Annotated in this window: 23 protein-coding genes; 9 read left to right on the forward strand and 14 right to left on the reverse strand. The window is 64.8% G+C overall.

Going from position 1 to position 24,848, the window contains the following annotated elements:
• Positions 1 to 116: 116 nt before the first annotated feature.
• From rsmA to lptF, 6 genes are all read right to left on the reverse strand, one after another.
• Positions 117 to 944 (reverse strand): 16S rRNA (adenine(1518)-N(6)/adenine(1519)-N(6))-dimethyltransferase RsmA, encoded by an 828-nt coding sequence (rsmA, locus tag ACZ48C_RS04890; protein ID WP_464782776.1) that lies wholly within the window; start codon positions 942 to 944, stop codon positions 117 to 119.
• The gene (gene pdxA, locus ACZ48C_RS04895) at positions 944 to 1,981 is read right to left on the reverse strand and encodes a 4-hydroxythreonine-4-phosphate dehydrogenase PdxA (protein WP_464782366.1); all 1,038 of its coding nucleotides are present in this window, start codon (positions 1,979 to 1,981) and stop codon (positions 944 to 946) included. Before pdxA ends, rsmA begins: the two co-directional genes overlap by 1 nt.
• Before the next feature lie 128 nt (positions 1,982 to 2,109).
• Entirely contained in the window at positions 2,110 to 3,051 is a 942-nt protein-coding gene (locus tag ACZ48C_RS04900; RefSeq protein WP_464782367.1) for a SurA N-terminal domain-containing protein, read from the reverse strand.
• A gap of 128 nt (positions 3,052 to 3,179) precedes the next feature.
• Positions 3,180 to 5,531 (reverse strand): LPS-assembly protein LptD, encoded by a 2,352-nt coding sequence (locus ACZ48C_RS04905; RefSeq protein ID WP_464782368.1) that lies wholly within the window; start codon positions 5,529 to 5,531, stop codon positions 3,180 to 3,182.
• Positions 5,531 to 6,610 carry an LPS export ABC transporter permease LptG gene (gene lptG, locus ACZ48C_RS04910; protein ID WP_454635149.1) on the reverse strand — a complete coding sequence of 360 codons (1,080 nt, stop codon included), beginning with the start codon at positions 6,608 to 6,610 and terminating at the stop codon, positions 5,531 to 5,533. Before lptG ends, ACZ48C_RS04905 begins: the two co-directional genes overlap by 1 nt.
• A complete protein-coding gene (gene lptF, locus ACZ48C_RS04915) occupies positions 6,607 to 7,791 on the reverse strand; it encodes an LPS export ABC transporter permease LptF (RefSeq protein WP_119259158.1) in 1,185 nt (394 codons plus the stop codon). Before lptF ends, lptG begins: the two co-directional genes overlap by 4 nt.
• A 359-nt stretch (positions 7,792 to 8,150) precedes the next feature.
• Here lptF and ACZ48C_RS04920 point away from each other — a divergent pair, with 359 nt between their 5' ends.
• The 4 genes from ACZ48C_RS04920 (at position 8,151) to ACZ48C_RS04935 (ending at position 11,986) form a co-directional block, all read left to right on the forward strand.
• Entirely contained in the window at positions 8,151 to 9,641 is a 1,491-nt protein-coding gene (locus ACZ48C_RS04920; protein WP_119259159.1) for a leucyl aminopeptidase, read from the forward strand.
• Between the two features lie 7 nt (positions 9,642 to 9,648).
• On the forward strand, positions 9,649 to 10,098 hold the full coding sequence (locus ACZ48C_RS04925; RefSeq protein ID WP_464782369.1) for a DNA polymerase III subunit chi: 450 nt from the start codon (positions 9,649 to 9,651) through the stop codon (positions 10,096 to 10,098).
• Between the two features lie 100 nt (positions 10,099 to 10,198).
• Positions 10,199 to 10,600, forward strand: coding sequence for a MarR family winged helix-turn-helix transcriptional regulator (locus tag ACZ48C_RS04930; protein ID WP_464782370.1), 402 nt, complete (start codon positions 10,199 to 10,201; stop codon positions 10,598 to 10,600).
• Positions 10,601 to 10,693: 93 nt separating this feature from the next.
• Positions 10,694 to 11,986, forward strand: a complete 1,293-nt coding sequence (locus ACZ48C_RS04935) for an MFS transporter (RefSeq protein WP_424549342.1) — start codon at positions 10,694 to 10,696, stop codon at positions 11,984 to 11,986.
• Positions 11,987 to 12,026: 40 nt separating this feature from the next.
• Here the strand turns inward: ACZ48C_RS04935 and ACZ48C_RS04940 are convergent, their stop codons facing one another.
• The gene (locus ACZ48C_RS04940) at positions 12,027 to 12,953 is read right to left on the reverse strand and encodes a Gfo/Idh/MocA family protein (RefSeq protein ID WP_454635145.1); all 927 of its coding nucleotides are present in this window, start codon (positions 12,951 to 12,953) and stop codon (positions 12,027 to 12,029) included.
• A 248-nt stretch (positions 12,954 to 13,201) separates the two neighbouring features.
• Here ACZ48C_RS04940 and ACZ48C_RS04945 point away from each other — a divergent pair, with 248 nt between their 5' ends.
• Positions 13,202 to 13,777, forward strand: coding sequence for a TRAP transporter small permease subunit (locus ACZ48C_RS04945; protein ID WP_464782371.1), 576 nt, complete (start codon positions 13,202 to 13,204; stop codon positions 13,775 to 13,777).
• A complete protein-coding gene (locus ACZ48C_RS04950) occupies positions 13,774 to 15,561 on the forward strand; it encodes a TRAP transporter large permease (RefSeq protein ID WP_424549340.1) in 1,788 nt (595 codons plus the stop codon). Before ACZ48C_RS04945 ends, ACZ48C_RS04950 begins: the two co-directional genes overlap by 4 nt.
• A 180-nt stretch (positions 15,562 to 15,741) precedes the next feature.
• Here ACZ48C_RS04950 and ACZ48C_RS04955 read toward each other — a convergent pair whose 3' ends face one another.
• The 5 genes from ACZ48C_RS04955 to ACZ48C_RS04975 form a co-directional block, all read right to left on the reverse strand.
• On the reverse strand, positions 15,742 to 16,848 hold the full coding sequence (locus ACZ48C_RS04955; protein WP_119259166.1) for a TRAP transporter substrate-binding protein: 1,107 nt from the start codon (positions 16,846 to 16,848) through the stop codon (positions 15,742 to 15,744).
• A 194-nt stretch (positions 16,849 to 17,042) separates the two neighbouring features.
• Positions 17,043 to 18,926 carry an ABC-F family ATP-binding cassette domain-containing protein gene (locus tag ACZ48C_RS04960; RefSeq protein ID WP_464782372.1) on the reverse strand — a complete coding sequence of 628 codons (1,884 nt, stop codon included), beginning with the start codon at positions 18,924 to 18,926 and terminating at the stop codon, positions 17,043 to 17,045.
• A gap of 75 nt (positions 18,927 to 19,001) precedes the next feature.
• A complete protein-coding gene (locus ACZ48C_RS04965; protein WP_464782373.1) occupies positions 19,002 to 20,084 on the reverse strand; it encodes a GGDEF domain-containing protein in 1,083 nt (360 codons plus the stop codon).
• A 187-nt stretch (positions 20,085 to 20,271) separates the two neighbouring features.
• Entirely contained in the window at positions 20,272 to 20,553 is a 282-nt protein-coding gene (locus ACZ48C_RS04970) for a hypothetical protein (protein WP_162911552.1), read from the reverse strand.
• Positions 20,554 to 20,751: 198 nt separating this feature from the next.
• Positions 20,752 to 21,261, reverse strand: coding sequence for a DinB family protein (locus ACZ48C_RS04975; protein WP_464782374.1), 510 nt, complete (start codon positions 21,259 to 21,261; stop codon positions 20,752 to 20,754).
• Positions 21,262 to 21,394: 133 nt separating this feature from the next.
• On the opposite strand from ACZ48C_RS04975, the gene ACZ48C_RS04980 reads away from it, so the two are divergent.
• Complete coding sequence (locus ACZ48C_RS04980) at positions 21,395 to 22,084, forward strand: glutathione S-transferase family protein (protein ID WP_464782375.1); 690 nt, start codon at positions 21,395 to 21,397, stop codon at positions 22,082 to 22,084.
• 104 nt (positions 22,085 to 22,188) lie between these two features.
• Positions 22,189 to 22,611, forward strand: a complete 423-nt coding sequence (ndk, locus tag ACZ48C_RS04985; protein ID WP_119259171.1) for a nucleoside-diphosphate kinase — start codon at positions 22,189 to 22,191, stop codon at positions 22,609 to 22,611.
• Positions 22,612 to 22,819: 208 nt separating this feature from the next.
• Here ndk and ACZ48C_RS04990 read toward each other — a convergent pair whose 3' ends face one another.
• Positions 22,820 to 23,323: a hypothetical protein gene (locus ACZ48C_RS04990; RefSeq protein ID WP_464782376.1), complete on the reverse strand. Its 504-nt coding sequence runs from the start codon at positions 23,321 to 23,323 to the stop codon at positions 22,820 to 22,822.
• A complete protein-coding gene (locus ACZ48C_RS04995) occupies positions 23,320 to 23,874 on the reverse strand; it encodes a CGNR zinc finger domain-containing protein (protein ID WP_464782377.1) in 555 nt (184 codons plus the stop codon). Before ACZ48C_RS04995 ends, ACZ48C_RS04990 begins: the two co-directional genes overlap by 4 nt.
• A 64-nt stretch (positions 23,875 to 23,938) precedes the next feature.
• On the opposite strand from ACZ48C_RS04995, the gene ACZ48C_RS05000 reads away from it, so the two are divergent.
• Positions 23,939 to 24,835, forward strand: a complete 897-nt coding sequence (locus ACZ48C_RS05000; protein WP_464782378.1) for an ABC transporter permease subunit — start codon at positions 23,939 to 23,941, stop codon at positions 24,833 to 24,835.
• The last annotated feature ends 13 nt before the right edge of the window (positions 24,836 to 24,848 follow it).

The following is a 24,848-nucleotide window of genomic DNA, read 5'->3' on the forward strand; positions in this document are numbered from 1 at the left end:
GAGGGGATTTGCCCCACGAGCGGTTGCTGATTGGGGAAAACGGCGCGGCATATCCCTTCTCCCCGCTTGCGGGGAGAAGGTGGCCGGCAGGCCGGATGAGGGGCCATGCCCATGCCTCAGAGCGCGTTCGCCAGCCGCACGAACTCTTCCACGCTCAGCGTCTCCGCCCGCCGCTGCGGATCGATCTCCGCCTTTGCCAGCAGCGCTTCGCCCCCGAGCGACTTGACGCTCTGCCGCAGCATCTTGCGGCGCTGGCCGAAGGCCGCATGGGTGACGCGTTCCAAAGCCGCGACATCGCAGGGCAGGGGATTGGCGACCGGCTCCAGATGCACGACGGAAGACGTTACCTTCGGCGGCGGCGTGAAGGCCTGCGGCGGCACGTCGAAGGCCATGCGGGCATCGGTGCGCCATCCGCAGAGCACACCGAGCCGGCCGTAATGGTCGTCGTTCTCTTCGGCGACGATGCGCAGGCCCACCTCGCGCTGGAACATCAGCGTGAGCGACTCCCAGAACGGTGGCCAGCGCTTCGGCAGCAGCCAGTTGACGAGCAGCTGCGTGCCGACATTGTAGGGCAGGTTGGCGATGATGCGCACCGGCTCGCCGGGCGCCAGCGCCTCGAAATCCGTCTTCAGCGCATCGCCCTCGATCACCGTCAGGCGGCCGGGATAGTGTTCCGAGATTTCCGCCAGCGCCGGCAGGCAGCGCGCATCGCGCTCGATGGCAATAACGCGTTTCGCGCCGAGCGCGAGAATGGCGCGCGTCAGGCCACCGGGGCCGGGGCCGACCTCGATCACCGTATGGTTCTCGATGGGGCCGGCGGTGCGGGCGATCTTCTGGGTGAGGTTCAGGTCGAGCAGGAAGTTCTGCCCGAGCGCCTTCTTCGCATCGAGCCCGTGCCGCTGGATGACGTCGCGCAGCGGCGGAAGTCCGTCGAGTGCCGCCATCATGCCGTCTCCCCTGCTGCACGCTCATGCGCGGCAAGCGTATTCGCCAGCCGGAGCGCGGCGAGCAGGCTGTCGGGCCTCGCGACGCCCCTGCCGGCCAGCGCGAAGGCCGTGCCATGGTCCGGCGAGGTGCGGATGAAGGGCAGGCCCAGCGTCGCGTTGACCGAATCGTCGAAGCCGAGCGCCTTGGCGGGGATCAGCGCCTGATCGTGATACATGCAGAGCGCCACGTCATAGCTGGCGCGGGCGGCATCGTGGAACATCGTATCGGCCGGCAGCGGGCCGACGGCGTCGATGCCGGCGGCCTTCAGCCGGTCGACCGCGGGGCGCACGATGGCGTCGTCCTCCAGCCCCAGCGCACCGCCTTCGCCGGCATGGGGATTGAGGCCGGCAATCGCGAGGCGCGGGCGCTCGATGCCGAAGCGGCGGCGAAGGTCCCGCGCGGTGATCGTCGCCGTCTCGACGATCAGGTCCTCGGTAAGGGCGGCGGGGACGTCCTTCAGCGGAATATGGATCGTGACGGGAACGGCGCGCAGCTTCGGGCCCGCCAGCAGCATCACGGGGAGGAGAGCCTCCCGGCCGGTCGCCCTCGCGGCAAGATCGGCAAGGAACTCGGTATGTCCCGGAAAGCCGAAGCCGGCATCATAGAGAACCGCCTTGGCGATCGGGTTCGTCACGACGGCGGAGGTTCGCCCCGCCATGGTAAGATGGACGGCGGTCTCGATCGAGCCTGTTATGGCCGCGGCGTTGCCGGCATCCGGGGCGCCGGGAACGACGGGCGCCCGGCAGTCGCGGGCAAGAACGGGAATGGCCTTCGGGAAGACGGCAGCCGCCGTTTCCGGCTCCGCTGCGGCGATGGTGACGTCGAGGCCGAGCAGGGCGGCCCGCTCACGCAGCACCTTGGCATCGCCGATGAACAGGAAGGCTGGAAGCGAGAGCCGCTCACGGGCGGCCCAAAGGGCAAGGGTGATGTCCGGCCCGATGCCGGCAGGGTCGCCCATGGTGAGCGCCAGCGGAGGTGTGTTGGTCTGCGTCATGGGCCCCCGCCGCGAAAGCGCTTCCGGCATGGTGCGCAGCGATTGCCGCCGGAATGCATGGAGAGATAAGGCAAGGGCATCGAATGATGCCCTTGCGGGTTCGAGAAGCGTCCCGCAGGAGCGCCGGATCAGCGTTCGGTGATCGTCGCCTTCTTGCGCAGTTCGGCGATGTACTTCTTGCTGTTCTCGTCGTTCTCGTTGTTGCCCTTGGAATTGGCGATGTCCTCCGCGCGGAAGACCATCTCGGCGGCGACGTCGTCGTTGACTTCCCGCTTCTTGCAGATCGCCAGATATTCGACGCCGCGTTCGGTGACGCGCGTGCCGGTCGTCTGGCCGGTCGTCTTCTCGATCAGCGGCTTCCAGTCGTCCGGCATCTGGGGCGCGAGGACGCGGCCGAGATCGCGGATCGACACGTCATGCATCGTCGCGGCGAAAGCCTTTGCCTGGTCGCAGCCGGGGAATTTCGAACGGGAGGCTTCCGCCTCCGCCTTGCGCTTGCCGAGGATCGCGTTGCGGCGCTTTTCAGGCACGACGAAAATCACCTGCTTGAGGAAATATTCCGTCGTCACCGGCTTCTTGCCGCCGTTCTCCTGCATGCGCTCGGCAAGCGTCTTGCCGTTGGTCGAACCGCCGAAGCGGGCATTGACCACGCGCGGCCAGCTCATCTGGACGGCGATGAACTGCTTGAAATGCTCCGGTCCGACCCCGGCTTGGTTCAGGATCTTGCCGAGCTGGTCGGGCGACATCTTGTTCGAGGAGGCAAAGCGCGCATAGGCGGCGTCCACTTCCGAGGTGCTGACGGAGGCCCCCGCACGCAAAATCTCTCCGCGCTTCAGTGCTTCCTCGACCAGTTCCTCGCGGGCCTTGCTGCGAAGGTTGCCCTTGGCATGCTGCAGCTTCAGGAAGTTGACGCGGCGTTCGAGATCCCCGGAGGTGATCGGCGTGTTGTTGACGACGGCGACGACCGAGGTAGCTGCCTCGGCAGAACCCATCGGGACAGCGATCGTCACAGCCACTGCAAGCGCAGCGCCCACCATCATGGAACGCACCAGAGATTGTCTGCCCATCATGCCAGTCCCTCTATCCAAATCCATTTCGCCCCGCCGGTCCACGCCACGAAAGCGCATGACGGCAACGGTCTATTGCCCCGGATGCATAATACATACGGCCAAACGATGACAAGAGCGGCAAGCGAACGCTATTCGAAGCCGGTGAGCGTGGAATCCCCCACCCGGATGTCACCGAGGGTACGGAACATCAGGCGCGCGCCGATCGACCAGTCGTTCGCCGTGTTGTCGTCCCTGTCCCGCTCGCGCTCGTAGAAGAGCGAGAAGACGGTGTCCCGGTCGTCGTAGGAAATACCGATCCCGTCGCGTGAGATGACATGGTTGCCGATGTCGTAGGTCAGCGACCCGAAGACGGACCAGTAATCGTGGAACTTGAAGACGGCCTTGCTCTGGAGTTCGCTCGCGCTGTTTTGCAGGCCGTAATCCGGCTGCCCTGCAATGCGCGTATAGACGAATTCCGTCGCGACCTTGGCACCATCGTAACGCAGGGCGGTATCCGAGCGGCGAAGCGAGAAATCGTCCTTGTCGAGACGTGCGCTGGTGGAGAACGAGATGCCGTTCGGCAGGTCGAAGCCCGCCATGCCGACATAATCCGAGCTGTCCGTTTCAAGACCGGAATTCGCGCCGGCATTGACGAGGTCCGGCGTTGCGAAGGAATTCACGCCGCCGAGCTGGAAGGACTGGCCGATGATGCTGCGCAGGAGCACGCCATTGTCGAACGTGCCGGTGTAGCGCAGGCCGATATTGGCCCGGGTGCCGCCCTCGATCCGGTCGAAGCCCGAGAACTTGTCCCGTTCGAAGAGGTTCGTGGCATCGAAGACGAAGCTCTGGGAATCCTCGTTCGGCAGCCTGCCGGCAAGGTCTTCGTTCGGGCGTGCGTAGATCTGCGCGATCGGCTCGAAGAGATGGGTACTGTAATCCGTCGTCGCGAGGATCGGGTAGCGTGCTTCCAGTCCTGCCGTCAGCATCGAACGGGTGGCACTGCTGTCTGATTCGTAGTCTCCGCCGTAGGGGGCGAAGCCGCCGCTCGGGGGCCGCATATCAAGGCGATGGATATCACCGCGCGCGGCCAGCAAAGGCGTCAGGACGAGGCCGCCCGGAACCACGAACTGGCGCTTCCATTCCACTTCGCTCGTCAGGCGGGTCATGCCGCCTTCGAGACCCCGGAAGCGATCCACCCCGCCGAGCGTCGTATAGGTATCGGCGAGATCGCGGTCGATGTTCGTGATGTTCGTCGTCACGCTGAGTTCGCCGCCGAGCACGGACTGCGGCACGATATATTCGTGGTCCAGCGTCTGGGCGATCGCCTGCTGGCGCTCGGCCTTGTTGTCGGAGTCGGCGTCCTGGACATCGAAATAGAAGGCGCGCAGGTCGAAACTGTTGCGGCGGCCAAGGCCGGACAGGTAGCCCTGGTTGACATATGTCTTGTCGTTCAGGCCGTTAAGTTCGTAGGTGCGCGAGAAGTTGTTGTCGGTCTGCGCCATCACGTTCCAGCCGAACGCCCAGCGCGGATTGATCTTGAATTCACCCGTGGAGGCGACCATGCCGCGGAAGCCGTCTTCCAGGCGGTCGCTCGTATTGGCCGTGAAGACGTCCGAGTTCAGCTGCCGGATGCCGGCGGCGCGCAGCGTTATCAGGCCATTATGGAAGCGCTTGCGGAATTCCGCCTCCATCAGGAAGCCCTGATTGGTGAGGACGGTCGGTGACAGCGTCGCGTCCATGTCGGGGGCGATCGCGATATAGTAGGGGGTCGTCACGCCGAAGCCGAGCTTCTGCGCATACTGGAACTTCGGGAAGAGGAAGCCGGTCTTGCGTTTGACGGTATGGTCCGGCACCTCGAGCACCGGAATATAGGCGATCGGCTTGCCGAACATCTCGAAGCGGGCGCGCTCGAGGCGGATCGTTTTGGTGCGGCCGTTCTGCACGATGCGCTCGGCCTTGACCTCCCAGACGCCGCGATGCGTCGGGTCGGTGGCGCAGGGCGTACAGGCGGTATAGACGGCGTGGTTGAGGATCATCTCCTCGTCGTTGACGCGTTCGCCGCTGGTGGCCGCCATCTTGGTGAGGTCGGTGGTCTCGACGCGCAGCGCGTTGACGAAGCCGTTGGCGAAATCGTCCGAAAGGTCCATCTCCTCGCCATAGAGGCGATTGCCGGTCGGTTCGATCAGTTCGATATTGCCGCGGGCTTTCAGCCGGCCCGTCTTCTGGTCGTATTCGACCTCGCGGGCGACGAGATGGTAGCCGCCGTAATTGATCTGTACGGCGCCGCGGGCGACAACCGTCTCGTTGTCCCTGTTGTAGACGAGTTCGTTGGCAGCAAGAACCAGCTTGCTGCCTTCGGGAATCTTCGGCTCCATCGTCCCGATATCGGGCGACTGGGCATATGCGGGCAGGGAGAAGACGGGCATGAGGGCGCACGTGGCCGCACCTGCAAGCAGGGCGGCTTTCAACCACCGATTCTTTTTGCGGTCGCCTGCCGCCACTAGCCGTCCTCCTGATGCAGAAGAATCGTCGCGCCCAAGGACATTGCGACGACCACTGGGAGCCAGGCCGCAACGAACGGAGGAACAACACCGCTGCTTCCGAATGCCTTCACAAGCACGGTGACGACATAAAGCATGAAGCCTGACAGGATTCCACCCAGAATCACCGCACGCGATTGGTTAAACCGACTAAATTTTAACGATACACAGGCCGCGATCAGCGTCATCGCAACCAGGAGAAGCGGCAGCGAAAGCATCGAGTGGAGCTGCGTTTGCATCGCATAGGTCGGGAAGCCGAAGGATCTGGCGGCCTCGATCTTTCGTCCCAGCTCGAAAAACGCAATGTTTTCAGGTTTCTCCAGGCTCTCCTGGACGAATTCCCGTTTCAGGTTGGTACGAAGCTGTACCTCGTCGAGACGAACCGGCAATTCGCCGATGCGAGTCTCGCGGACGTTCTTAAGAAGCCAGTAACCATCTTCCAAAGTGGCCGAGTCGGCGTCCTGCCTGAGGACGATCCCGCCGGCCTGGTCGAAGTGGATGACGGAGACGTTGAGAAGACGCGTGCCGCCGTCGAGCATCGCCTTGGCGCCGATGATCGCCTGGTCCTTGCCGTAAATCTGGCGCAGCCATGGAACGGTGTTTTCGGCCCGTGCATTGGTCGCGCCCCAGGAGGCTTCGAGCTCCTGCGACTTCCTGTTGCCCCAGGCGGCAAGCGGATTGAGCACCAGCACAGCGGCAAGGCCGAACAGGAAGGCGCCGACGATGAAGGGGCGCAGGAACTGCCAGACGGAAATGCCCGCCGCGCGCGTCACCACCAGTTCGTAACGGCGGTTGAGCGAGATCAGCGCGGCCATGCCGGAAAACAGCGCGACGAAGGGCACCGTCTGCATGAGGATCGTCGGGATGCGCAGCGCCGTGACGAGGAGGCCGATCGAGACCGTATAATGCGGCAGCGCGCCGGCGCGGTTCGACATCTCGCTGAAATCGATGATGAAGATCAGCGAGAAGACGCCGAGCAGGAACCACACCGTGGTGGTGATGTAGCGGCGGAAGAAATAGAGGCCGAGCGTGCGAATCATGAGCTGGCGCCCCCGCCGGCGGAGGGCGTACCCGGGCTGATGAACCGCGAAAGCAGCCTTGCGCGCAACGCCGCCAGCCTTTCGCCGAGCGTGGCCGGAATCTCCAGGCTCTTGTTGCGCGCGAGATAGCGGATCGCGAGCCCCCCGGTGACGAGCGGTATGAGATACATGATCACGGTGAAGGCGATCGAGTTCTCGGCATTGTTCGATGCATAGAAACTCGCCCAGCGAATGAAGAGTGCCGTCAGCAGCGCGGTGACCATAGGATGGATGCGCGCTTCACGGTGTGAGCGCGCGTCGCCGCTGACGACGAGCGCGATCAGGCCGAAGACCGCGGGCAGCAACCACTCGGAGAAGCGGCGGTGCAGCTCGGCGGTGAAAGCGCCCGGATTGCGCTTGAAATAGGGGTCTTCCGGGTCGGGGTCGAGAAGGTAGGGCAGGTCCCGGTCCTTCGGCCTTATATTGGCCTGCCCGGCGCTCTGGGTAAGGTCGGCAAGGTCGAAGGCATAGGATTCGAAGCGGATGACCGAGACGTTGCCGTCCGGCAGCTTGCGGTGCACCTCGCCGTCCTTCATCACCAGTGCCGAGCTCTTCTCGTCCACGGCGCCCTCGCGGGCGTAATAGACCATCTCGAAGCGCGGATCGCGCGTATCGGCAACGAAGATGCCGCGCAGGACGCCGCCGTTGCGCCGCTCCGCGACCTGTACATAGAGGCCGTCGGTGATCTTGCGGAAGGTGTTTTCCTGCACGACCGCGGAGAGCATGTCGGCATGGGCCGTCGCGATCATCTTGCGCACGGCCATGCGCGAATAGGGCTCGACGAAATTGTCGACGGCAAAGGAAACGAAGCTCATCGCCACGGCGAGGATCATGATCGGCCGGATGATCGTGACGCGCGAGGCGCCCGCCGAATTCAGCACCGTCAGCTCCGAATCGCCGTTCATCACGGTCAGCGTCTGCGAAACGCCGATGACGAGGGCGAAGGGCAGGATGATCGGAATGACGGACGGCAGGATCAGCGTCGCGAGCTTCACGAAGGCGAAGATCGACTGGCCGCTGTCGGTGACGAGGTTGATGCTGGTCAACGCCTGCGTGACCCAGACGATGCCGAGCAGGGGCAGGAGCGTGGCGACGAACATGAGCGACGCCCGCCGCAGGATATAGCGCTCGATCAGTTTCATCTTTCAGTCCGCACGTCCGACAAGCGGTTCCGGTCCACGCCCAAGGCGCCCGTCAACGGAACTGCAAATGGGCATATAAGCTTTCTTGAGGCTGACGCCATAGCGAAGAGTGTCCGCCCGGATGGAAAATTTCTGGCGAACAAGCATGCTTAACGATCTCTAAACAAGCGGGCGCGTCTTGCCAAGCGCCGCAAAAGCGACAAGGAGTTGATGCGACTGGAGCCGTTCCGGCAGAAGCGCAAGGCGGTTTTGCACGTGGAACGGCAGAAACGAAAGATGGAGCTTCCCGCGATTCGCGGAAAGCCCCGGTGGCCCGCGCGGCTGAAATAAAAGGCCGCAAGGCCATATCGGAGTGAATCATGGCTTTCAAATTCGACATCGGTTTCGCAAAGACGGCGCGCGGGGCGGGTGACCTCGCGATCCTTCTGCAGGTCGCCGGCGGCGAGCCCGCGGCGATCGGCGAGGTCGATCCGGCTGGCGCCGTGGCTCGCGCGGCCGGCGTTGCGAAATTCACCGGCAAGGCGCTGAAGAGCCTCGATGTTCTCGCGCCGCATGGCGCATCGGTCGACCGCATCCTCGTGCTCGGCCTCGGCGAGGCGGAAAAGCTCGTTGCGCATGACTGGCTGAAGCTGGGCGGGGCCGCTGCCGGCAGGATCGGCCGCGCCGAGAAGGTGGCGATCCATCTCGATGCCCCCGGCGTCTCGGTGACGGGGAAGAACGCCGCCGACTTCGCCCTCGGCCTGCAGCTCGGCGCTTACAGCTTCGACCTCTACAAGACGAAGAAGAGCGACGACGACGAGGCGAAGAACGGCAAGGCGGTCAAGGTGACGATCGTCACCGCCGAGGCCGGCGCGGCGAAGAAGGCGAACGACGTCTCCGAAGCCGTTGCCGAAGGCGTCATCCTCGCGCGCAACCTCGTCAACGAGCCGGCCAACGTGCTCGGCCCCGTCGAATTCGCCGACAAGGCCAAGGCGCTCGAAAAGCTCGGCGTCGAGGTGGACATCCTCACCGAGCGCGAAATGAAGAAGCTCGGCATGGCCGCCCTGCTCGGCGTTGCGCAGGGCTCCGTTCGTCCGCCGCGCCTCGCGGTCATGCACTGGAAGGGCGGCAAGGAGAAGGACCGGCCGGTCGCCTTCATCGGCAAGGGCGTCGTCTTCGACACCGGCGGCATTTCCATCAAGCCGGCCGCCGGCATGGAGGACATGAAGGGTGACATGGGCGGCGCTGCCGCCGTCATCGGCCTCATGCACACGCTCGCGGCCCGCAAGGCAAAGGCCAATGTCGTCGGCATCCTCGGCCTCGTGGAAAACATGCCTGACGGCAATGCCCAGCGCCCCGGCGACATCGTCAAGTCGATGTCCGGCCAGACCATTGAGGTCATCAACACCGATGCCGAAGGCCGCCTCGTTCTCTGCGATGCGCTCTGGTACTGCAACGAGACCTTCAAGCCGCAATTCATGGTGAACCTTGCGACGCTGACCGGCGCGATCATGGTCGCGCTCGGCAGCCACCATGCCGGCCTGTTCTCCAACGACGACACGCTCGCCGCGCGCCTCACCGCCGCGGGCCTTTCGACGAACGAGCGCCTCTGGCGCATGCCGCTCGGCCGCGAATACGACAAGATGATCGACAGCAAGTTCGCCGACATGAAGAACACCGGTGGGCGCTATGCCGGCTCGATCACCGCCGCGCAGTTCCTCCAGCGCTTCGTCAAGGACACGCCCTGGGCGCATCTCGATATCGCCGGCACCGCCATGGGTTCGCCGACCGACGAGATCAACCAGTCCTGGGCCTCCGGCTTCGGCGTGCGCCTGCTCGACGAGCTCGTGCGCGCCCATTACGAAGGGTGAGGGAGAGGTGAGCGAAGTCCTCTTCTATCACCTGACGGAATCCAAGCTCGAAGACGCGCTGCCGCCGCTGCTCGACAAGAGTCTGGAGCGCGGCTGGCGCGTCGTCGTGCAGGTGGGCGATGCCGAGCGCCGCGATGCGCTCGACACGCATCTGTGGACCTTCCGCGAGGACAGCTTCCTGCCGCACGGCACCGACGAGCAGGCATTTCCCGAAGAGCAGCCGGTGCTCCTGACGGCAACGCCCGACAACCCGAACGCCGCCACCGTCCGCTTCCTCGTCGCCGGCGCGCCGCCGCCGCCGCTCGACGCCTATGAGCGCGTCATCTTCATGTTCGACGGCTACGATCAGAGCGAGGTGGAAACCGCGCGCGAGCACTGGAAGCGCCTGAAAGGCGAGGGGCACCAGCTAACCTACTGGCAGCAGAACGGCGACGGGCGCTGGATGAAGAAGGCCTGATCCGGCCGCCTTCTCCGAGGCATCGAAGATGGCATCGCGCATCCCCGCGCGATGCGCCTTTCGTCTTGCGCGGATATGATTGTGGGTATATACCCGAGAAATGATCAAGGACATGTGTCACTGCATCGTGCTGCGCAAGGCCTCGCGCCGGGTCTCGTCCTATTACGACGAGGCGCTGGCGCCGCTTGGCGTGAACATCGCGCAGTTCAGCCTGCTCAGGAACATCGACCGCATGGCGCCCGTATCGCTGACCGATCTGGGCATGCGCGTCGAACTCGACCGCTCGACGGTAGGGCGCAATGCCAAGGTGCTGGAGCGCATGGGGCTGGTGGCGATCCGGCCCGGCAAGGACCAGCGCGAGGCGACGCTGGCCGTGACCGACGAGGGACGCGCAATCCTCGGGGCAGGGGCACCGCTATGGGACGGCGTTCAGGCCGATATCGAATCGCGGCTCGGGCCGGGCGGCGCCGAGCAGTTGCGGCAGCTTCTTGCCGCGCTCTGATTTTTTCGACAGGAAATGGGTATCTGCCCGCATTTTTGAGCAGATGCTCCAAACCCGACCGCACCGGCGGCGATCAGGAAAGGGACTTCGACCATGTTCTCCGCAAACCTCGCCAGATGGATGGCCGACCGGAACCTCCACTACGGCTGGGTGGTTGCCGCGACCACCTTCCTCACCATGCTGGCGACCGCCGGGGCCATGGGCTCGGCGGGCGTCATGATCCTGCCCCTGCACGAGGAGTTCGGCTGGGATATCGCCGAGATTTCCTCCGCCATGGCCGTGCGCCTCGTGCTCTTCGGGCTACTCGGTCCCTTCGCCGCCGCCTTCATGAATCATTTCGGCATCCGCCAGGTCGTGACGACCGCACTCGTCCTCATCATGAGCGGCATCGTCGTCTCCTTCTTCATGACCGAGGTCTGGCAGCTTCTGCTGCTCTGGGGCGTGGTGATCGGGGTCGGCACCGGCATGACGGCGCTGGTTCTGGGCGCGACCGTCGCCACCCGCTGGTTCTCGAAGCGCCGGGGCCTCGTCGTCGGCCTGATGACGGCGAGCACAGCGACCGGCCAGCTCGTCTTCCTGCCGCTGCTTGCCGCGCTGACCGAGGCCTATGGCTGGCGCATCGCGCTGACGCTGTCGGTCGCCGTCATCGCCGCCGCCATGTTGTTCGTTCTTCTGCTGATGCGCGATCATCCCGCCGATGTCGGCCTGCCGGCCTATGGCGAGACGGCCATCGTCAAGCCGCCCCGGCAGGATCACAATCTGCGCGCCACCTTGCTTGCACCGCTCATCACCCTGAAAAGCGTTTCCGCCAATCCGGTCTTCTGGGTTCTCTTCGGCACCTTCTTCGTTTGCGGGCTTTCGACCAACGGCCTCATCCAGACCCATTGGATTTCGATCTGCGGTGATTTCGGCATGGCGGCCGTAACCGCCGCAAGCACGCTCGCCGTCATTGGCGTCTTCGATTTCTTCGGCACGGTTTTCGCCGGCTGGCTGTCGGATCGCTACGACAACCGCTTCCTGCTTTTCTGGTTCTACGGGCTGCGTGGCTTCTCGCTGATCTACCTGTCCTTCTCCGGCTTCAGCATGCTGGAACTGTCAGTCTTCGCCGTCTTCTACGGTCTGGACTGGGTCGCGACGGTGCCGCCGACGGTCAAGCTCGCGGCGGAAAATTTCGGTCGCGAAAAGGCGGGACTGGTTTTCGGCTGGGTCTTTGCCGGCCATCAGCTCGGCGCGGCGACGGCCGCCTTCGGCGCGGGCTACCTGAAGAGCGACTACAACACCTACATGCCCGCCTTGCAGATCGCCGGCCTCATGTGCGTGCTGGCCGCGCTCTCGGTGCTGCTGCTCAGGCGGCCGGGGGCAAGCCCGGTCACCGCCGCGGCCTGACGGCCCAACGAAAAAGGCCCGCCGGGAGGCGGGCCTTATCTCAATCGTAGAACGAATCGACGAACTTCCGTCGCCCGAGCATGAACGCATCCGCGACGTGGCGGAGCGGCGCGAGGTCGACGTCGGACTTTCCGGCCTTGATGATCTCGGCGAAGCGCTTGTAGAGCATCGGATATTCCTGCTCCGGCTCCTCGTGCACCAGCTTGCCGTCGATGGAGAGCTTGGCGCCGCCTTCCGACAGCACCATTTCGCCGGCATCCGTCTCAGCGACGATGTCCCAGCTCTGCTTGCCCGTCTGACGCCAGTCGAATTCGGCGGCAAGGTCGAGTCCCTTCGCGTCCGAGAAGGTCATCGAGGCGGCGATGGGGGCGTCGCGGTTTTCCGGGAATTCCAGCGTCGCGGCGGTGATGAAGACCGGGCGCGGCAGGATATGGGTGACGATGGAAAGCGCATTGATGCCCGGATCGAACACGCCGAGGCCGCCCGCCTGCCAGATCCATTCCTGGTTCGGATGCCAGTGGCGCACGTCTTCCTTCCAGATCACCCGCATGGAGCGGATCGTCGTGCCGGCGAGAAATTCCTTCGCGGCCTCGACGGCCGGCGCATAGCGCGAGTGCCAGCTTGCAAAGAGCGAAAGCCCCTTGGCAGCGGCCAGCGCCTCGAGGTCGGCGACCTCGGAAAGCGTTGCGCCCGGCGGCTTTTCGAGGAAGACGTGCTTGCCGGCGGAAAGCGCCTTCTCGGCCGCCTCGTAGCGATATTGCGGCGGCATGCAGAGCGATACGGCGTCGATGGCGGGGACAGCGGCCAGCATCTCGTCGATCGACTTGAAATTGTCGATGCCCTCGACCGTGCCGTGGCGGCTCGCCGCGGCGATCAGTCGGTAGTCGCCGTTTTTCGCGACGGCCGGAAGATGCTGGTCGCGCACGATCTTGCCGACGCCGACGATTGCGAGATTGATCGGGGACATGGCTCCGCCCTCATTTGTATGATGATTTGGCGTTGTTGTAGCAGAACCCTCGGCGGGAGCAAGGCCGCAGCGATGCCTCCCGCTGCCTATCCTTTGTGCAACGGCCTTAAAGCCGCATTCGCCTTTCGTCTAAGACGGCGGCTGAGAGCGGGAAAACCGGGCTTTGTGCTTGAAACGGGCTTTGAAATCGGCACTCTGACTCTGTCTGGCACCAAACAAATAACAAGCCGGGCGGGGAGGAATTGATTATGAAGACGCTGCTGGTCCTCAGCCGGCTCATCGACGCGATCACGGAAAATATCGGAAAGGCCGTTGGCTGGCTGATCCTCGTCGCCGTTCTCGTCAGCGCCGGCAACGCCATCGTGCGAAAGGTGTTCAACACATCGTCCAACGCCTGGCTCGAGGCGCAATGGTACCTCTTCGGCGGGGCCTTCATGCTCGCCGCGGCCTATACGCTGGCGCAGAACGAGCATATCCGCATCGACGTCGTCTACGGCAAGTTCTCGCGCCGGGTGCAGCACTGGATCGACCTTCTCGGTCATCTCCTGTTCCTGATGCCCTTCGTGCTGCTGATGGTCTATTACCTCGTTCCCTATGTCGTGATGTCCTTCCGCTCGGGCGAGGGCTCGTCGAGCGCCGGCGGCCTCATCGTCTGGCCGGCCAAGGCCATCCTGCTCGCCGGCTTCGTGCTGCTCGCCTTCCAGGGCGTATCGGAGATCGTCAAGAAGATCGCCATCATGCGCGGCGACATGGACGATCCGACGCCCTACAACCCCACGCACGCTCCCCTCGAAGACGCCGTTGCCGGGGAGAAGGGCGCATGATCGAGTTCATTGCGGAAAACCTCGCGCCGATCATGTTCGTCTCGCTGATCGTGTTCCTGCTGCTCGGCTATCCGGTGGCATTCGCGCTCGCGGCAAACGGCCTGCTTTTCTTCGTCATCGGCGTGGAGCTCGCGCCGCTCTCCGATTCGATCAACCTCTCCTGGCCGCTGCTGAATGCCATGCCGGAGCGGCTCTGGGGGGTGATGTCGAACGACACGTTGCTGGCCATCCCCTTCTTTACCTTCATGGGGATCGTGCTCGAACGATCCGGCATGGCCGAGGACCTGCTCGACACGATCGGTCAGCTCTTCGGGCCGATCCGCGGCGGCCTTGCCTATGCGGTGATCTTCGTCGGCGCGCTGCTGGCGGCCACCACCGGCGTCGTCGCCGCGTCCGTCATCGCCATGGGCCTCATCTCGCTGCCGATCATGCTGCGCTACGGCTATGACCGGTCCATCGCCTCGGGCGTCATCGCAGCCTCGGGCACGCTCGCCCAGATCATCCCGCCCTCGCTCGTGCTGATCGTGCTTGCCGACCAGCTCGGCCGCTCAGTCGGCGACATGTATGCCGGCGCGCTCATCCCGGGCCTCGTGCTGACCGGGCTCTACATGGGCTACATCCTGCTGATGACCTTCCTGAAGCGGGATTCCATGCCGGCTTTGCCGCTGGAGGCGCGTTCGCTGGGCTCGGGCGTGACGTCGCTGGCCATCGCGCTCGTGGTTGCAGCCGGCTTTGCCTATGCCGCCCATGTCTACCTCGCCCCGACCCATGGCGAGAATGCCGACATCCTCGGCGCGACTGTCGGCGTGATCTTCATCTATATCGTGGCGCTGGCTGACAAGTCGCTCAACATCAACATGATGTCGCGGCTCGCCCAGCAGGTCATCATCGTGCTGATCCCGCCGCTGGCGCTGATCTTCCTTGTGCTCGGCACCATCTTCCTCGGCATCGCGACGCCGACGGAAGGCGGCGCCATGGGCGCGGTCGGCGCGCTGGCCATGGCGGCGGCCAAGGGACGGCTCACCATGGAGGTGGTCCGTTCGGCGCTGACCTCCACCACGCGCCTTTCGGCCTTCGTGCTGTTCATCCTCATCGGCGCGCGCGTCTTCTCGCTCACCTTCTACGGTGTCAACGGGCATCTGTGGGTCGAGCACCTGCTGGTCTCGCTGCCGGGCGGCGAGACGGGCTTCCTGATCGGGGTGAACCTGCTGGTCTTCTTCCTGGCGTTCTTCCTCGATTTCTTCGAGCTCGCCTTCATCATCGTGCCGCTGCTGGCGCCCGCCGCCGACAAGCTCGGCATCGACCTCATCTGGTTCGGCGTGCTGCTCGGCATCAACATGCAGACGAGCTTCATGCACCCGCCTTTCGGCTTCGCGCTGTTCTACCTGCGCTCGGTTGCGGCGAAGGTGCCCTATCTCGACAAGGTGACGGGCAAGCTGACGCAGCCGGTGACGACGGGGCAGATCTATTGGGGCGCGGTGCCCTTCGTCGGCATCCAGATCCTCATGGTCGCGCTCACCATCCTCTTCCCCGGCATGGTCATGCACTACAAGGGCGAGGGGAGCGGCGTCGATCCGGCGACGATCAAGATCGAGGTGCCCGGCTTCGGCACCGGTCTCACGTTACCCGACAACGGCGGCGGTCTCGGCCTTCCCGGCGGCCTGCAGCTTCCGGCCGGCAATCCGCTGGACGGAAGCGGCGGCGAGAAGCCGGCCGAAGGCGGCCAGCCCGGCACGGAGCAGAAGCCCGCCACGGACCTGTCGAGCCCGCCGTCGTTCAATTGAGGGGCTGGGGGAGCCTGCCCCTCATCCCGCTGCCGCGACCTTCTCCCTGCTTGCGAGGAGAAGGTGCCGGCAGGCGGATGAGGGGCATGGCAGGCGCTGCCATCTCCGGCAATATGGCAACAAACGAAAACCCCGGAGCATCGCTGCCCCGGGGTTTTCCGTCTCTGCTTCCGCCAGCCCCTACAGCTTGTTGCTGCGCTGCTGGATCATCATGAAGGTATCGTAGTTGTATTCGGCGATCTGGGCGTTGAGGTAGAACTCGCCGCGGAAGGCCTTGATCGAGTCCCAGATCTTCTTGAAGGTCGGGTTCGAGGCTTCCATCTCTGCATAGACCTCGTTGGACGCGTCGAAGCAGGCCGACAGGATCTCCTGGCTGAACGGGCTGAGCTTCGCGCCGGCGGCGACGAGGCGCTTGATGGCGGCCGGGTTCAGATAGTCGTATTTCTGCAGCATGTCCGCGTCGGTCGCCTGGCAGGCGGTGCGCAGCAGCGACTGGTAGTTCTTCGGCAGGCTCTCGAAGGCCGCCTTGTTGAAGAGGGCATGCACCGTCGGGCCGCCTTCCCACCAGCCGGGATAGTAGTAATAGGGCGCGACCTTGAAGAAGCCGAGCTTCTCGTCGTCATAGGGGCCGACCCATTCGGCCGCGTCGATCGTGCCCTTTTCGAGCGCGGGATAGATGTCGCCGCCGGCGATCTGCTGCGGCACGACGCCGAGCTTTTCGACGACTTTGCCGGCAAAGCCGCCGATGCGCATCTTCAGGCCCTTCATGTCGGCGACGGTCTTGATCTCCTTTCGGAACCAGCCGCCCATCTGCACGCCGGTATTGCCACCCGGAAAGCCGATGAGGCCCTGCGTCGCGAGGAATTCGTTGAAGAGGTCGATGCCGCCGCCATGGTACTGCCAGGCGTTCATGCCGCGCGCGTTGAGCGCGAAGGGCACGGCCGCGCCGAGCGCCCAAACCGGGTCCTTGCCCCAGTAATAGTAGGAAACCGTATGCGCCGCCTCGACCGTGCCGGCCGATGCCGCATCGGCCGCCTGGAGGCCGGGCACGATTTCACCGGCCGCGAAGACCTGGATCTGGAAGTTGCCGTCCGTCGCCTCGGAGACGTATTTGGAAAGGACCTCCGCGCCGCCATAGATCGTGTCGAGCGACTTGGGGAACGACGAGGCGAGGCGCCAGTTGATCTTGGGGCTGCTCTGGGCGATGGCCGGTGCGGCAAGCATCGTGGCGGCAGCGCCCCCGACGCCGGCGACACCGGCTTTGCGGATGAATGAACGACGATCCATGGTTTTCCTCCCAATGACGAGCGGGTCCCATCCCGCTTTCGTGCCATCGGGCGGAAGCTAACCACGGCGGGTTCGGCGTTTCAACCCGGCGAGGAGGGAAGGCGAAAGCCGCGCGCTACGACTTTCGTCTTAGAGGCAGCCTGCACAATCTGCCTGTTTTTCAGGCGTTTCCGGGGAAGGAGCCGGGGCGGCCCTCAGCCCGCCATCGCATCCTCGTACTCGGCGGAGAGCTCCAGCCACTGCTCCTCTGCATCGTTCAGCCTGTCGACGGCCATGGAGCGCAGCTTGGCCTTCTCGGCGGCCTTGGCGGGGCTCTTCTCGTAGAGCATCGGATCCGCAAGCTCGGTGTCAAGAAGTTGAATCTGCTTCTGCAGCTTTGCCGTCAGGGACTCGATTTCGTTGATCTTTTTCTTCAAGGGCGCAAGCTGCGCGCGCCGGTCGGCATTGGCCTTGCGCAGCTCGGCCTTGTTCGCCTCGCCGCCATTGGCGGTCTTGTCCCTGTCGTCTTTCCTGGCGGATTGAACGATGAGGCTGCGATAATCCTCCATGTCGCCATCGAAGGATTTGACGGTGCCGTCATTGACCAGCCAGAGTCGGTCGACGGTCGCCTCGATCAGGTGGCGGTCGTGCGAGATCAGGATGACGGCGCCCTCATAGTCGTTCAGCGCCTCGATCAGCGCGCGGCGGCTGTCGATGTCGAGATGGTTCGTCGGCTCGTCGAGAATAAGCAGGTTCGGCGCGTCGAAGGCGGCAAGGCCCATGAGGAGCCGGGCCTTCTCGCCGCCCGAAAGGTCCTTGGCGGCGGTCGACATCTTTTCCGTCGCAAGCCCCATCTGTGCCACGCGGGCGCGGACCTTGGCCTCCGGCGCTTCCGGCATCAGCCGGCGCACATGCTCGACGGGCGACTGGTCGGGAATGAGGTCGTCGAGCTGGTGCTGCGCGAAGAAGCCGATCTTGAGGTTCGGCGCCTTCTTGATGGCTCCGGCCTCGGCGTCGAGACGTCCCGAGATGAACTTGGCGAAGGTCGACTTGCCGTTGCCGTTCGAGCCGAGCAGCGCGATGCGGTCGTCGTTGTCGATCCTGAGATTGATCTGCTTGAGGATCGGCTTGCCCGGCACATAGCCGACCGCGCCGCCCTCGATGGCGATGATGGGTGAGGCGGGCTGCTTTTCCGGCTCGGGGAAGGTGATGGGCTGGACATGCGTCTCGATCACGGCGGCGACCGTGCCCATGCGCTCCAGCGCCTTGATGCGGCTCTGTGCCTGCCGGGCCTTGGTCGCCTTGGCGCGGAAGCGGTCGATGAAGCTTTGCAGATGTTTTCGCGCGGCGTCGTTCTTGGCCTTCGCCTTCATCTGCAATTCGTCGGCCTCCGCCTTCTGGCGCTCGAACTGGTCGTAGGAGCCGCGGTAGAAGGTGAGCTTCTGCTGGTCGAGATGGACGATGGAATTGACGGCGGTGTTCAGCAGGTCGCGGTCGTGGCTGATGACGATGACGGTGTGCGGATAGCGCTTCACATAGTCTTCCAGCCAGAGCGTGCCTTCGAGGTCGAGATAGTTGGTCGGCTCGTCGAGGAGCAGCAGGTCCGGCTCGGAGAACAGCACGGCCGCGAGCGCCACGCGCATGCGCCAGCCGCCGGAAAAGCTTTTCGCCGGGCGCTGCTGCGCCTCGTGGTCGAAGCCGAGGCCGGCAAGGATGCTGGCGGCGCGCGATTCGGCCGAATGGGCGCCGATATCGGTGAGCCGCGTCTGGATTTCGGCGATGCGGTGCGGGTCGCTCGCCGTCTCGGCTTCCTTGAGGAGGCTGGCGCGCTCCTTGTCGGCGGCGAGCACGATCTCGATCAGCGCTTCGTCCGTGCCCGGCGCTTCCTGCGCCACCTGGCCGATGCGCGCGTTCTTCGGCAGCGAGATGGTGCCGGCCTCCGGGGCGAGGTCGCCGGTGATGATGCGGAACAGCGTGGACTTGCCGGTGCCGTTGCGCCCGACAAGACCCGCCTTCGTGCCGCTCGGCAGCGAAACGGAGGCATTGTCGATGAGAAGACGCCCGGCGACGCGGGCAGTGAGGCCGGAAATCGTGATCATGCCGGCTCTATAGAGCAATTCCCGCGAAAGTGCGAAGCGCTTTTGGCCGGGAAAAACGTCAAAAGGGAAGGTGGCTCAGCCTGCGGCGCCCGCCCGGTAGAGCCGGCCCGCCCGCTCGGACACCTCGGCCGAATAGATGCGCAGCGCAATGCCGCTTTCCCCCGCATAGGCGAGCGCCTGTTCCGCCTGCTCGTAGAGCATGGGGGGCGAGCTTGCCGAATCGCTCAGCGAGACCCCGGCCGTCAGCGTCAGGAAGCCGGCCGGCAATTCGCGGTCCATGAAGGGAAACGGCTTTTCAGCGACCCGCACCGCGATGCGCCGGGCGATGGTGACGGCGATCTCGCGGCTGACATCGCTGAGGAGGAGGCAGAAGAGGTCCGGCCCGGTGCGGGCGACGAAATCGTGCTTCTTCACCGACTGGCGGAAGATGGCGGCAAGCCGCTTCAGCGTCTTTTCCGCCGCGCCCGCCGGATGCGTCTCGGCAAATTCCTTCAGCTGCTCGACGCGGAAGAGGAGAAGCGCGGAGGTGCTTTCGCCGGCCTCTTTCTGGAAGAAGTCCTTCAGGCGGCCGATGAGGGCGGCGTGATTGGCAAGGCCCGTTACCGGATCGTGCGTCAGCGCCGCGCGGCTGACGGAAAGGCCGGAGCGCAGGCCGTCGAGATGGTTCTGGAGGTCGTCGATGCGCGCGGAGGCGGCCCTGTCGGCGCCGAGGATGTCCTGTACCAGCGAGAGCAGGCGCACCGCATCGCCCGAAAAATCCGAAATGCCGAGCACCGGGTCGCGGTTCATGCGTGCGGCGATCTCCTCGAGCTCCAGCACGGCAGCGGCGCGCTGGCGCTGGTTTTCCTCCGTCGTCTTCGAGATTTCCGTGAGCAGGCGCACGGCTTCGCCCGCGGCCTGGCCGGCGGCGAGCACATTGTGGCTCGGCAGCGAATGGCGCAGCGCGATCGAATCGAGAGCCGATTGCTCGGGCGCCTTGCCCAGCGCCGCGATCTCGCGCGAGACGCCCGCATTGCCGTTCAGCGCCTCGAAGAGAAGCTCGTAGTTGCGCGGCAGCGCGGCAATGCCGAGGCTGGCCATGACATGGGCGATGCGCGCCATGATCGGCGGTACGGGGGACTGCGCGTCCTTGGGGGCGGGTTGTGCCTTGCTGGTCATGAAACGCCGTAAGGTAGGCGCGGGCGGCGGTGGCCTGCCCGCTGGGATCTGTCGGCGTAACTATCGGATTGCGCGGTTAATTTTGCGTGTGCTGAACCAAGGATTCGACCGCACTTGACGAATGTCAGGGACGTGGCTGTCCGGCGGGCGATGGGCAGGCGCCCCGCCCGCCACAACCTGCGGACGGTCAGGCCGTGCGCCGGGCGAGCGGGATCACCCGCATCATCTGGCTGATCACCGTCGGGCGCCGCGCATTGTTGGCGCGCAACGTCCTGTTTTGCAATTCCCGCATGGCGGCGGCGTAGCCCTCGGCCCGCGCCTCGTCCAGCGCGACGTCGAATGTCTTCTCGATCACCGGATAGCATTCTTCCGGCAGGTAGGCGTTCGGGGCGTCCGTGCCGTAAACGCGGGCCATCTTGCAAAGCGTACTGCCGAGCAGGGCTGCCCACTCTTCGTTCGTTCTTGCCATTGTATTTCCTCTCTCCGGGCGAGGCGCGTGCCGTTCGGCATTGGCCCCAATGGCAGCGACTATCCCATCACCGATCGCCCGTGCCTGTCACCTGGGTGACAGGGTGGTACAGCCCCCAAATCGGTGTCGAGCGCTTCCATACTCCTCGACTGTATCACTACTGTTGCAGGAACAGGAAGATGCCATTCACCCTAAAATTTATAGGAATTCCGTTCCCTCCGTCCGCAGGAAGTAGATGAGGTCGAGCGACAGGCTCGGCCCGCCGAGCGCCGTCAGCATGGCGTGGCACTGGCCGCGATGATGGGTCTGATGGTTGAAGACATGGGTCAGCGCCGCACGCAGAGAATGAGTGACGACCGAAGGATTGGTGATCGGGCTATAGGTGAAATCCGCTGCGATCCGCTCCTCCGTAAGCGAATCGATGAAGGCGGCGAGCCGGGCGTCTTCCGTCCCCCTCGCGGCCGTAAGGCTTGCCAGGTCCTCGTGCAGGATGGCGTCCAGCCGGCCGGGCGCATCGCCTACCCCGGTGAAGCGCTTCATCCAGATTCGGTCGGCGGCAAGCAGGTGGTTCAGCGTGCCGTGCAGCGAGCCGAAGAAGGCGCCGAGATTCTTGCGATAGTCGGAATCGTCGAGCTTGGCGGTCTCCGCATAGACGAGGCGGTTGGCCCAGCCATTGTAGGCGGCATACATGCGATAGTGGTCGAGCATCGTTGTCTCCGTGGTTTGCCGGACTATAGACCGGCCTGCGATATCGCGCGTGAATGCCATCCATGAAATTATCTGATTTGCGCCGGGTGCCGCGCTGCGCTCCTATGCGGCCGGATCGATCGAGGAGGTTGCCATGACACGACTGCTCTATGCGCTCGCCGGCGCGGACAAGGCCCGCCAGTTTTCGCCCCACGTCTGGAAGACGGTGATGTCGCTCGCCCACAAGGGGCTCGACTACGAGACGGTGCCGGTGGGCTTCACCGATATCCCGGCTATCGAGGACGGCAGCACGGCGACGGTGCCGGTGCTGCGCGACGGTGACCGGCTGGTGCGCGACAGCTTCGACATCGCCGTCTATCTGGACGAGGCCTATCCCGACCGGCCGACCCTGTTCGGCGGGGAGGGCGGCCGGGCGATGGCCCGGTTCATCGAGACCTGGTCGCAGTCGACCCTGCACATGGCCGTCACCCGCATCGCCATCCTCGATATCCACGACATGCTCGGGCCGGTCGACCGGGCCTATTTCCGCCGCAGCCGTGAGGCGCGGCTCGGCGCCTCGCTGGAGGACATCGCCGCCGCCGGCGCGGCGGAGATCGAAGGCTTTGCGAAAAGGCTCCAGCCCCTGCGCAACATGCTGAAGGTGCAGCCCTTCATCGGTGGGGAGGGACCGCTCTTTGCCGACTATATCGTCTTCGGCGCGCTGCAATGGCTGCGCACGACGGCGGGCACGAAGGTGCTGGAGGAAGACGACCCCGTCGCGCTCTGGTTCGCCCGCTGCCTCGACCTTCACGGCGGTGCCGGCCATCGTGTGACGGCTGCATGAAAGTTTGAGGCCAGGACCGGCAAAAGCTGCCACCCTCTTGTTTTGCGGGGCGTTGGCGGCTATGGAACCGCCACTTTCACCGGAAAACCAAGGGAAACGGGAAAATGGCGATTGAACGCACCTTTTCGATGATCAAGCCGGACGCGACGAAGCGCAACCTGACCGGCGCCATCACCAAGATGCTTGAAGATGCGGGCCTCCGCGTCGTTGCTTCCAAGCGCGTCTGGATGAGCCGCCGCGAAGCCGAAGGCTTCTACGCCGTTCACAAGGAACGTCCGTTCTTCGGCGAACTCGTCGAAGGCATGACCTCCGGCCCGACGATCGTCCAGGTTCTCGAAGGCGAGAACGCGATCCTCAAGAACCGCGAAGTCATGGGCGCCACCAACCCGGCCAATGCCGACGAAGGCACCATCCGCAAGACGCACGCCCTGTCGATCGGCGAAAATTCGGTCCACGGCTCCGACGCCCCGGAAACCGCTGCCCAGGAAATCAAGTACTGGTTCTCCGACACCGAAATCGTCGGCTGAATCGGTTTGTCCGGCTGAGGCCGGAAACCTTTGAAATGACTCGGGAACCGGGGCCGCAAGGCTCCGGTTCTTTCGTTTGTCTAGAACGCCGCCCCGCCCGCCAGCGTCACCCTCGGCCTTGAGCCGAGGGGCCATGCCAGTCCGAGCATGACGGAGGAGAGGTTTCAGGGTTCTATCGGCCCTATGGAGCCGTGGCCGAACGGCCGTTTTACTTGGAGCACTTCGCCATTTCGAAATGCGCGGGCGCCTTGCCGTCCTTGAAGACCTCGGGGTTCTTGTCATAGCCGGGGCCGACGACAAGGGCCTTTGCCGGCAGGATGCTCTGGTCGGCGCTCGACGTCACCTGCGTCTCGATCGATTGCAGCGTGCCGCCGTCCGGCCCCACCACCGCGATCGTGACCTTGTAGGGCCGCGCCTTCTTCACGCAGGTCACGTCCGGGCTTTCCAGCACCACCTTCGGCAGGTTGGGAAAGATCCTGCGCTCCAGCGTCAGCGCCGCGCCGCCCGCCGGGTTCTCGAATTCCGCCTTGACGACGGTGCCGTCGGGCAGGGGCGTCATCTGCTCCAGCGTGACGAGATAGGTCGCATAGGCGAGGCGGTAGTTGAAGACGAACATCTTGCCCGTCAGCTTCAAGGGATCGCCGCCCGTCTCGCGCTGGCAGGCGGCGAGCGCAAGGGCAAGCGGCAGCAGGATCGCCAGATATTTCCTCATGGTCGGGCCTCCTCGCGATTGCGGCGGTAATGCCGGCTCGCCTTCGCGCGGTTGCCGCAGACCGCCATGTCGCACCAGGCGCGCGAGCGGTTGCGGCTGCGGTCGAGGAAGAGCCATCCGCAGTTCGGGCAGATCTTCAGTCGCTCCGGCTCCGGCCGGGCGATCAGCAGCAGGGCCGAGTGCGCCGTCGCGGTATCGAGCGCCTGCGGCCTTTCGCCCGAAAGGCGCAGCGTCGCGGCCGCCGCCTCCAGCAGATCGGCGAGCAGCGCCGGCCTTGTGCCGGTCGCCACCTCGGCGCGAAAATGCCGGTCTATCGCCTCGCGAAGCCTGACCAGCCCCTCGCGCGCCTCCGGGGCAACGGGCTCCAGCGGGCCGAGGAGGGCGCGCTCCGCCCCGTGCCGGTTCGCGCCGGCGGCAAAGGCATCCATCACCGCCGGATCGGCGAAACGGTCGATCCGGCGTTCGGGATCGGCGCGCAGCACGACGGAATTGGCGACATCGAGCGCAAGCACGCCACCGGAAAAGCGATGCGGGGTCCAGGAAAAGGTCATGCGATATTCTAACTGGTAAACGCAATTTTACCAGTTATAATTCTGAAAAAATGCGGGAGCCGCCATGGCCTACTTTCTCCAGCAGATCGCCAATGCCGCGCCCGTGGCCGCGCTCTATGCGGCGCTCGCCTTCGGCTATTCCATTGCATTCGCGGTCACGCGCCGGGCGGATGTGGCCTATGGCGCGCTCTTCGCCTTCGCGGCGCAGATGTTCGTGCTCTTCGCGAGTGTCGGCTGGACGCGGCTCTGGCTGGTCCTGCCGGCCGCGCTCGCCTTCGGCGCGGCAGCCGCGTTGCTCTACGGCGTTGGCGCGGGCCTTCTCATCGGGCGCCATGTCATGCGGCCGCTCGCCTTTTCCTCGGACAATACGGTCGTGGTCGCCGCGCTCGGCATCGTGCTTGTGCTGATGGAGACCGCGCGGCTCGCCTCGGATACGAAAAGCCTCTGGCTGCCGCCGCTGCTCGGCACACGCGTCGTGTTCTGGGACAACCCCGGCTTTCCCGTGGTGCTGACCGTCCTGCAGCTCGTCAACACGGCCGCCATGGTGGCCATCGTCGCCATCGGCCATGCCTTCCTCGTCCGCTCGGCCTGGGGCCGGCGCTGGCGGGCGGTGTCGCAGGACCGCGCGGCGGCGGCGCTCTGCGGCGTCGATGCGGGCGCGATATTCCTGACGGCTTATGCCGCGGCGGCGCTGATCGCCAGCATCACCGGCATTCTCGCCGTCTCCTACTATGGAAACATGGATTTCGGCGCCGCCATGGTCTTCGGCGTCAAGGTGCTCTTCATCGCCGCCATCGGCGGGGCAGGGGCTCCGCTCCGCTCCGCGCTCGGCGGGGCCGCGATGGGCCTGGCCGAAACCGTCTGGAGCGCCTATGGCGCGTTTCTCTGGCGGGACCTCGTGATTTTTTCCGGGCTGGTGCTGCTGCTGGTGATCTTCCGGCGGGAGCGGCTGGTGCCGTAGCGGGCGTGCCGCG

Source organism: Shinella sp. 1A1 (genome assembly GCF_055379515.1).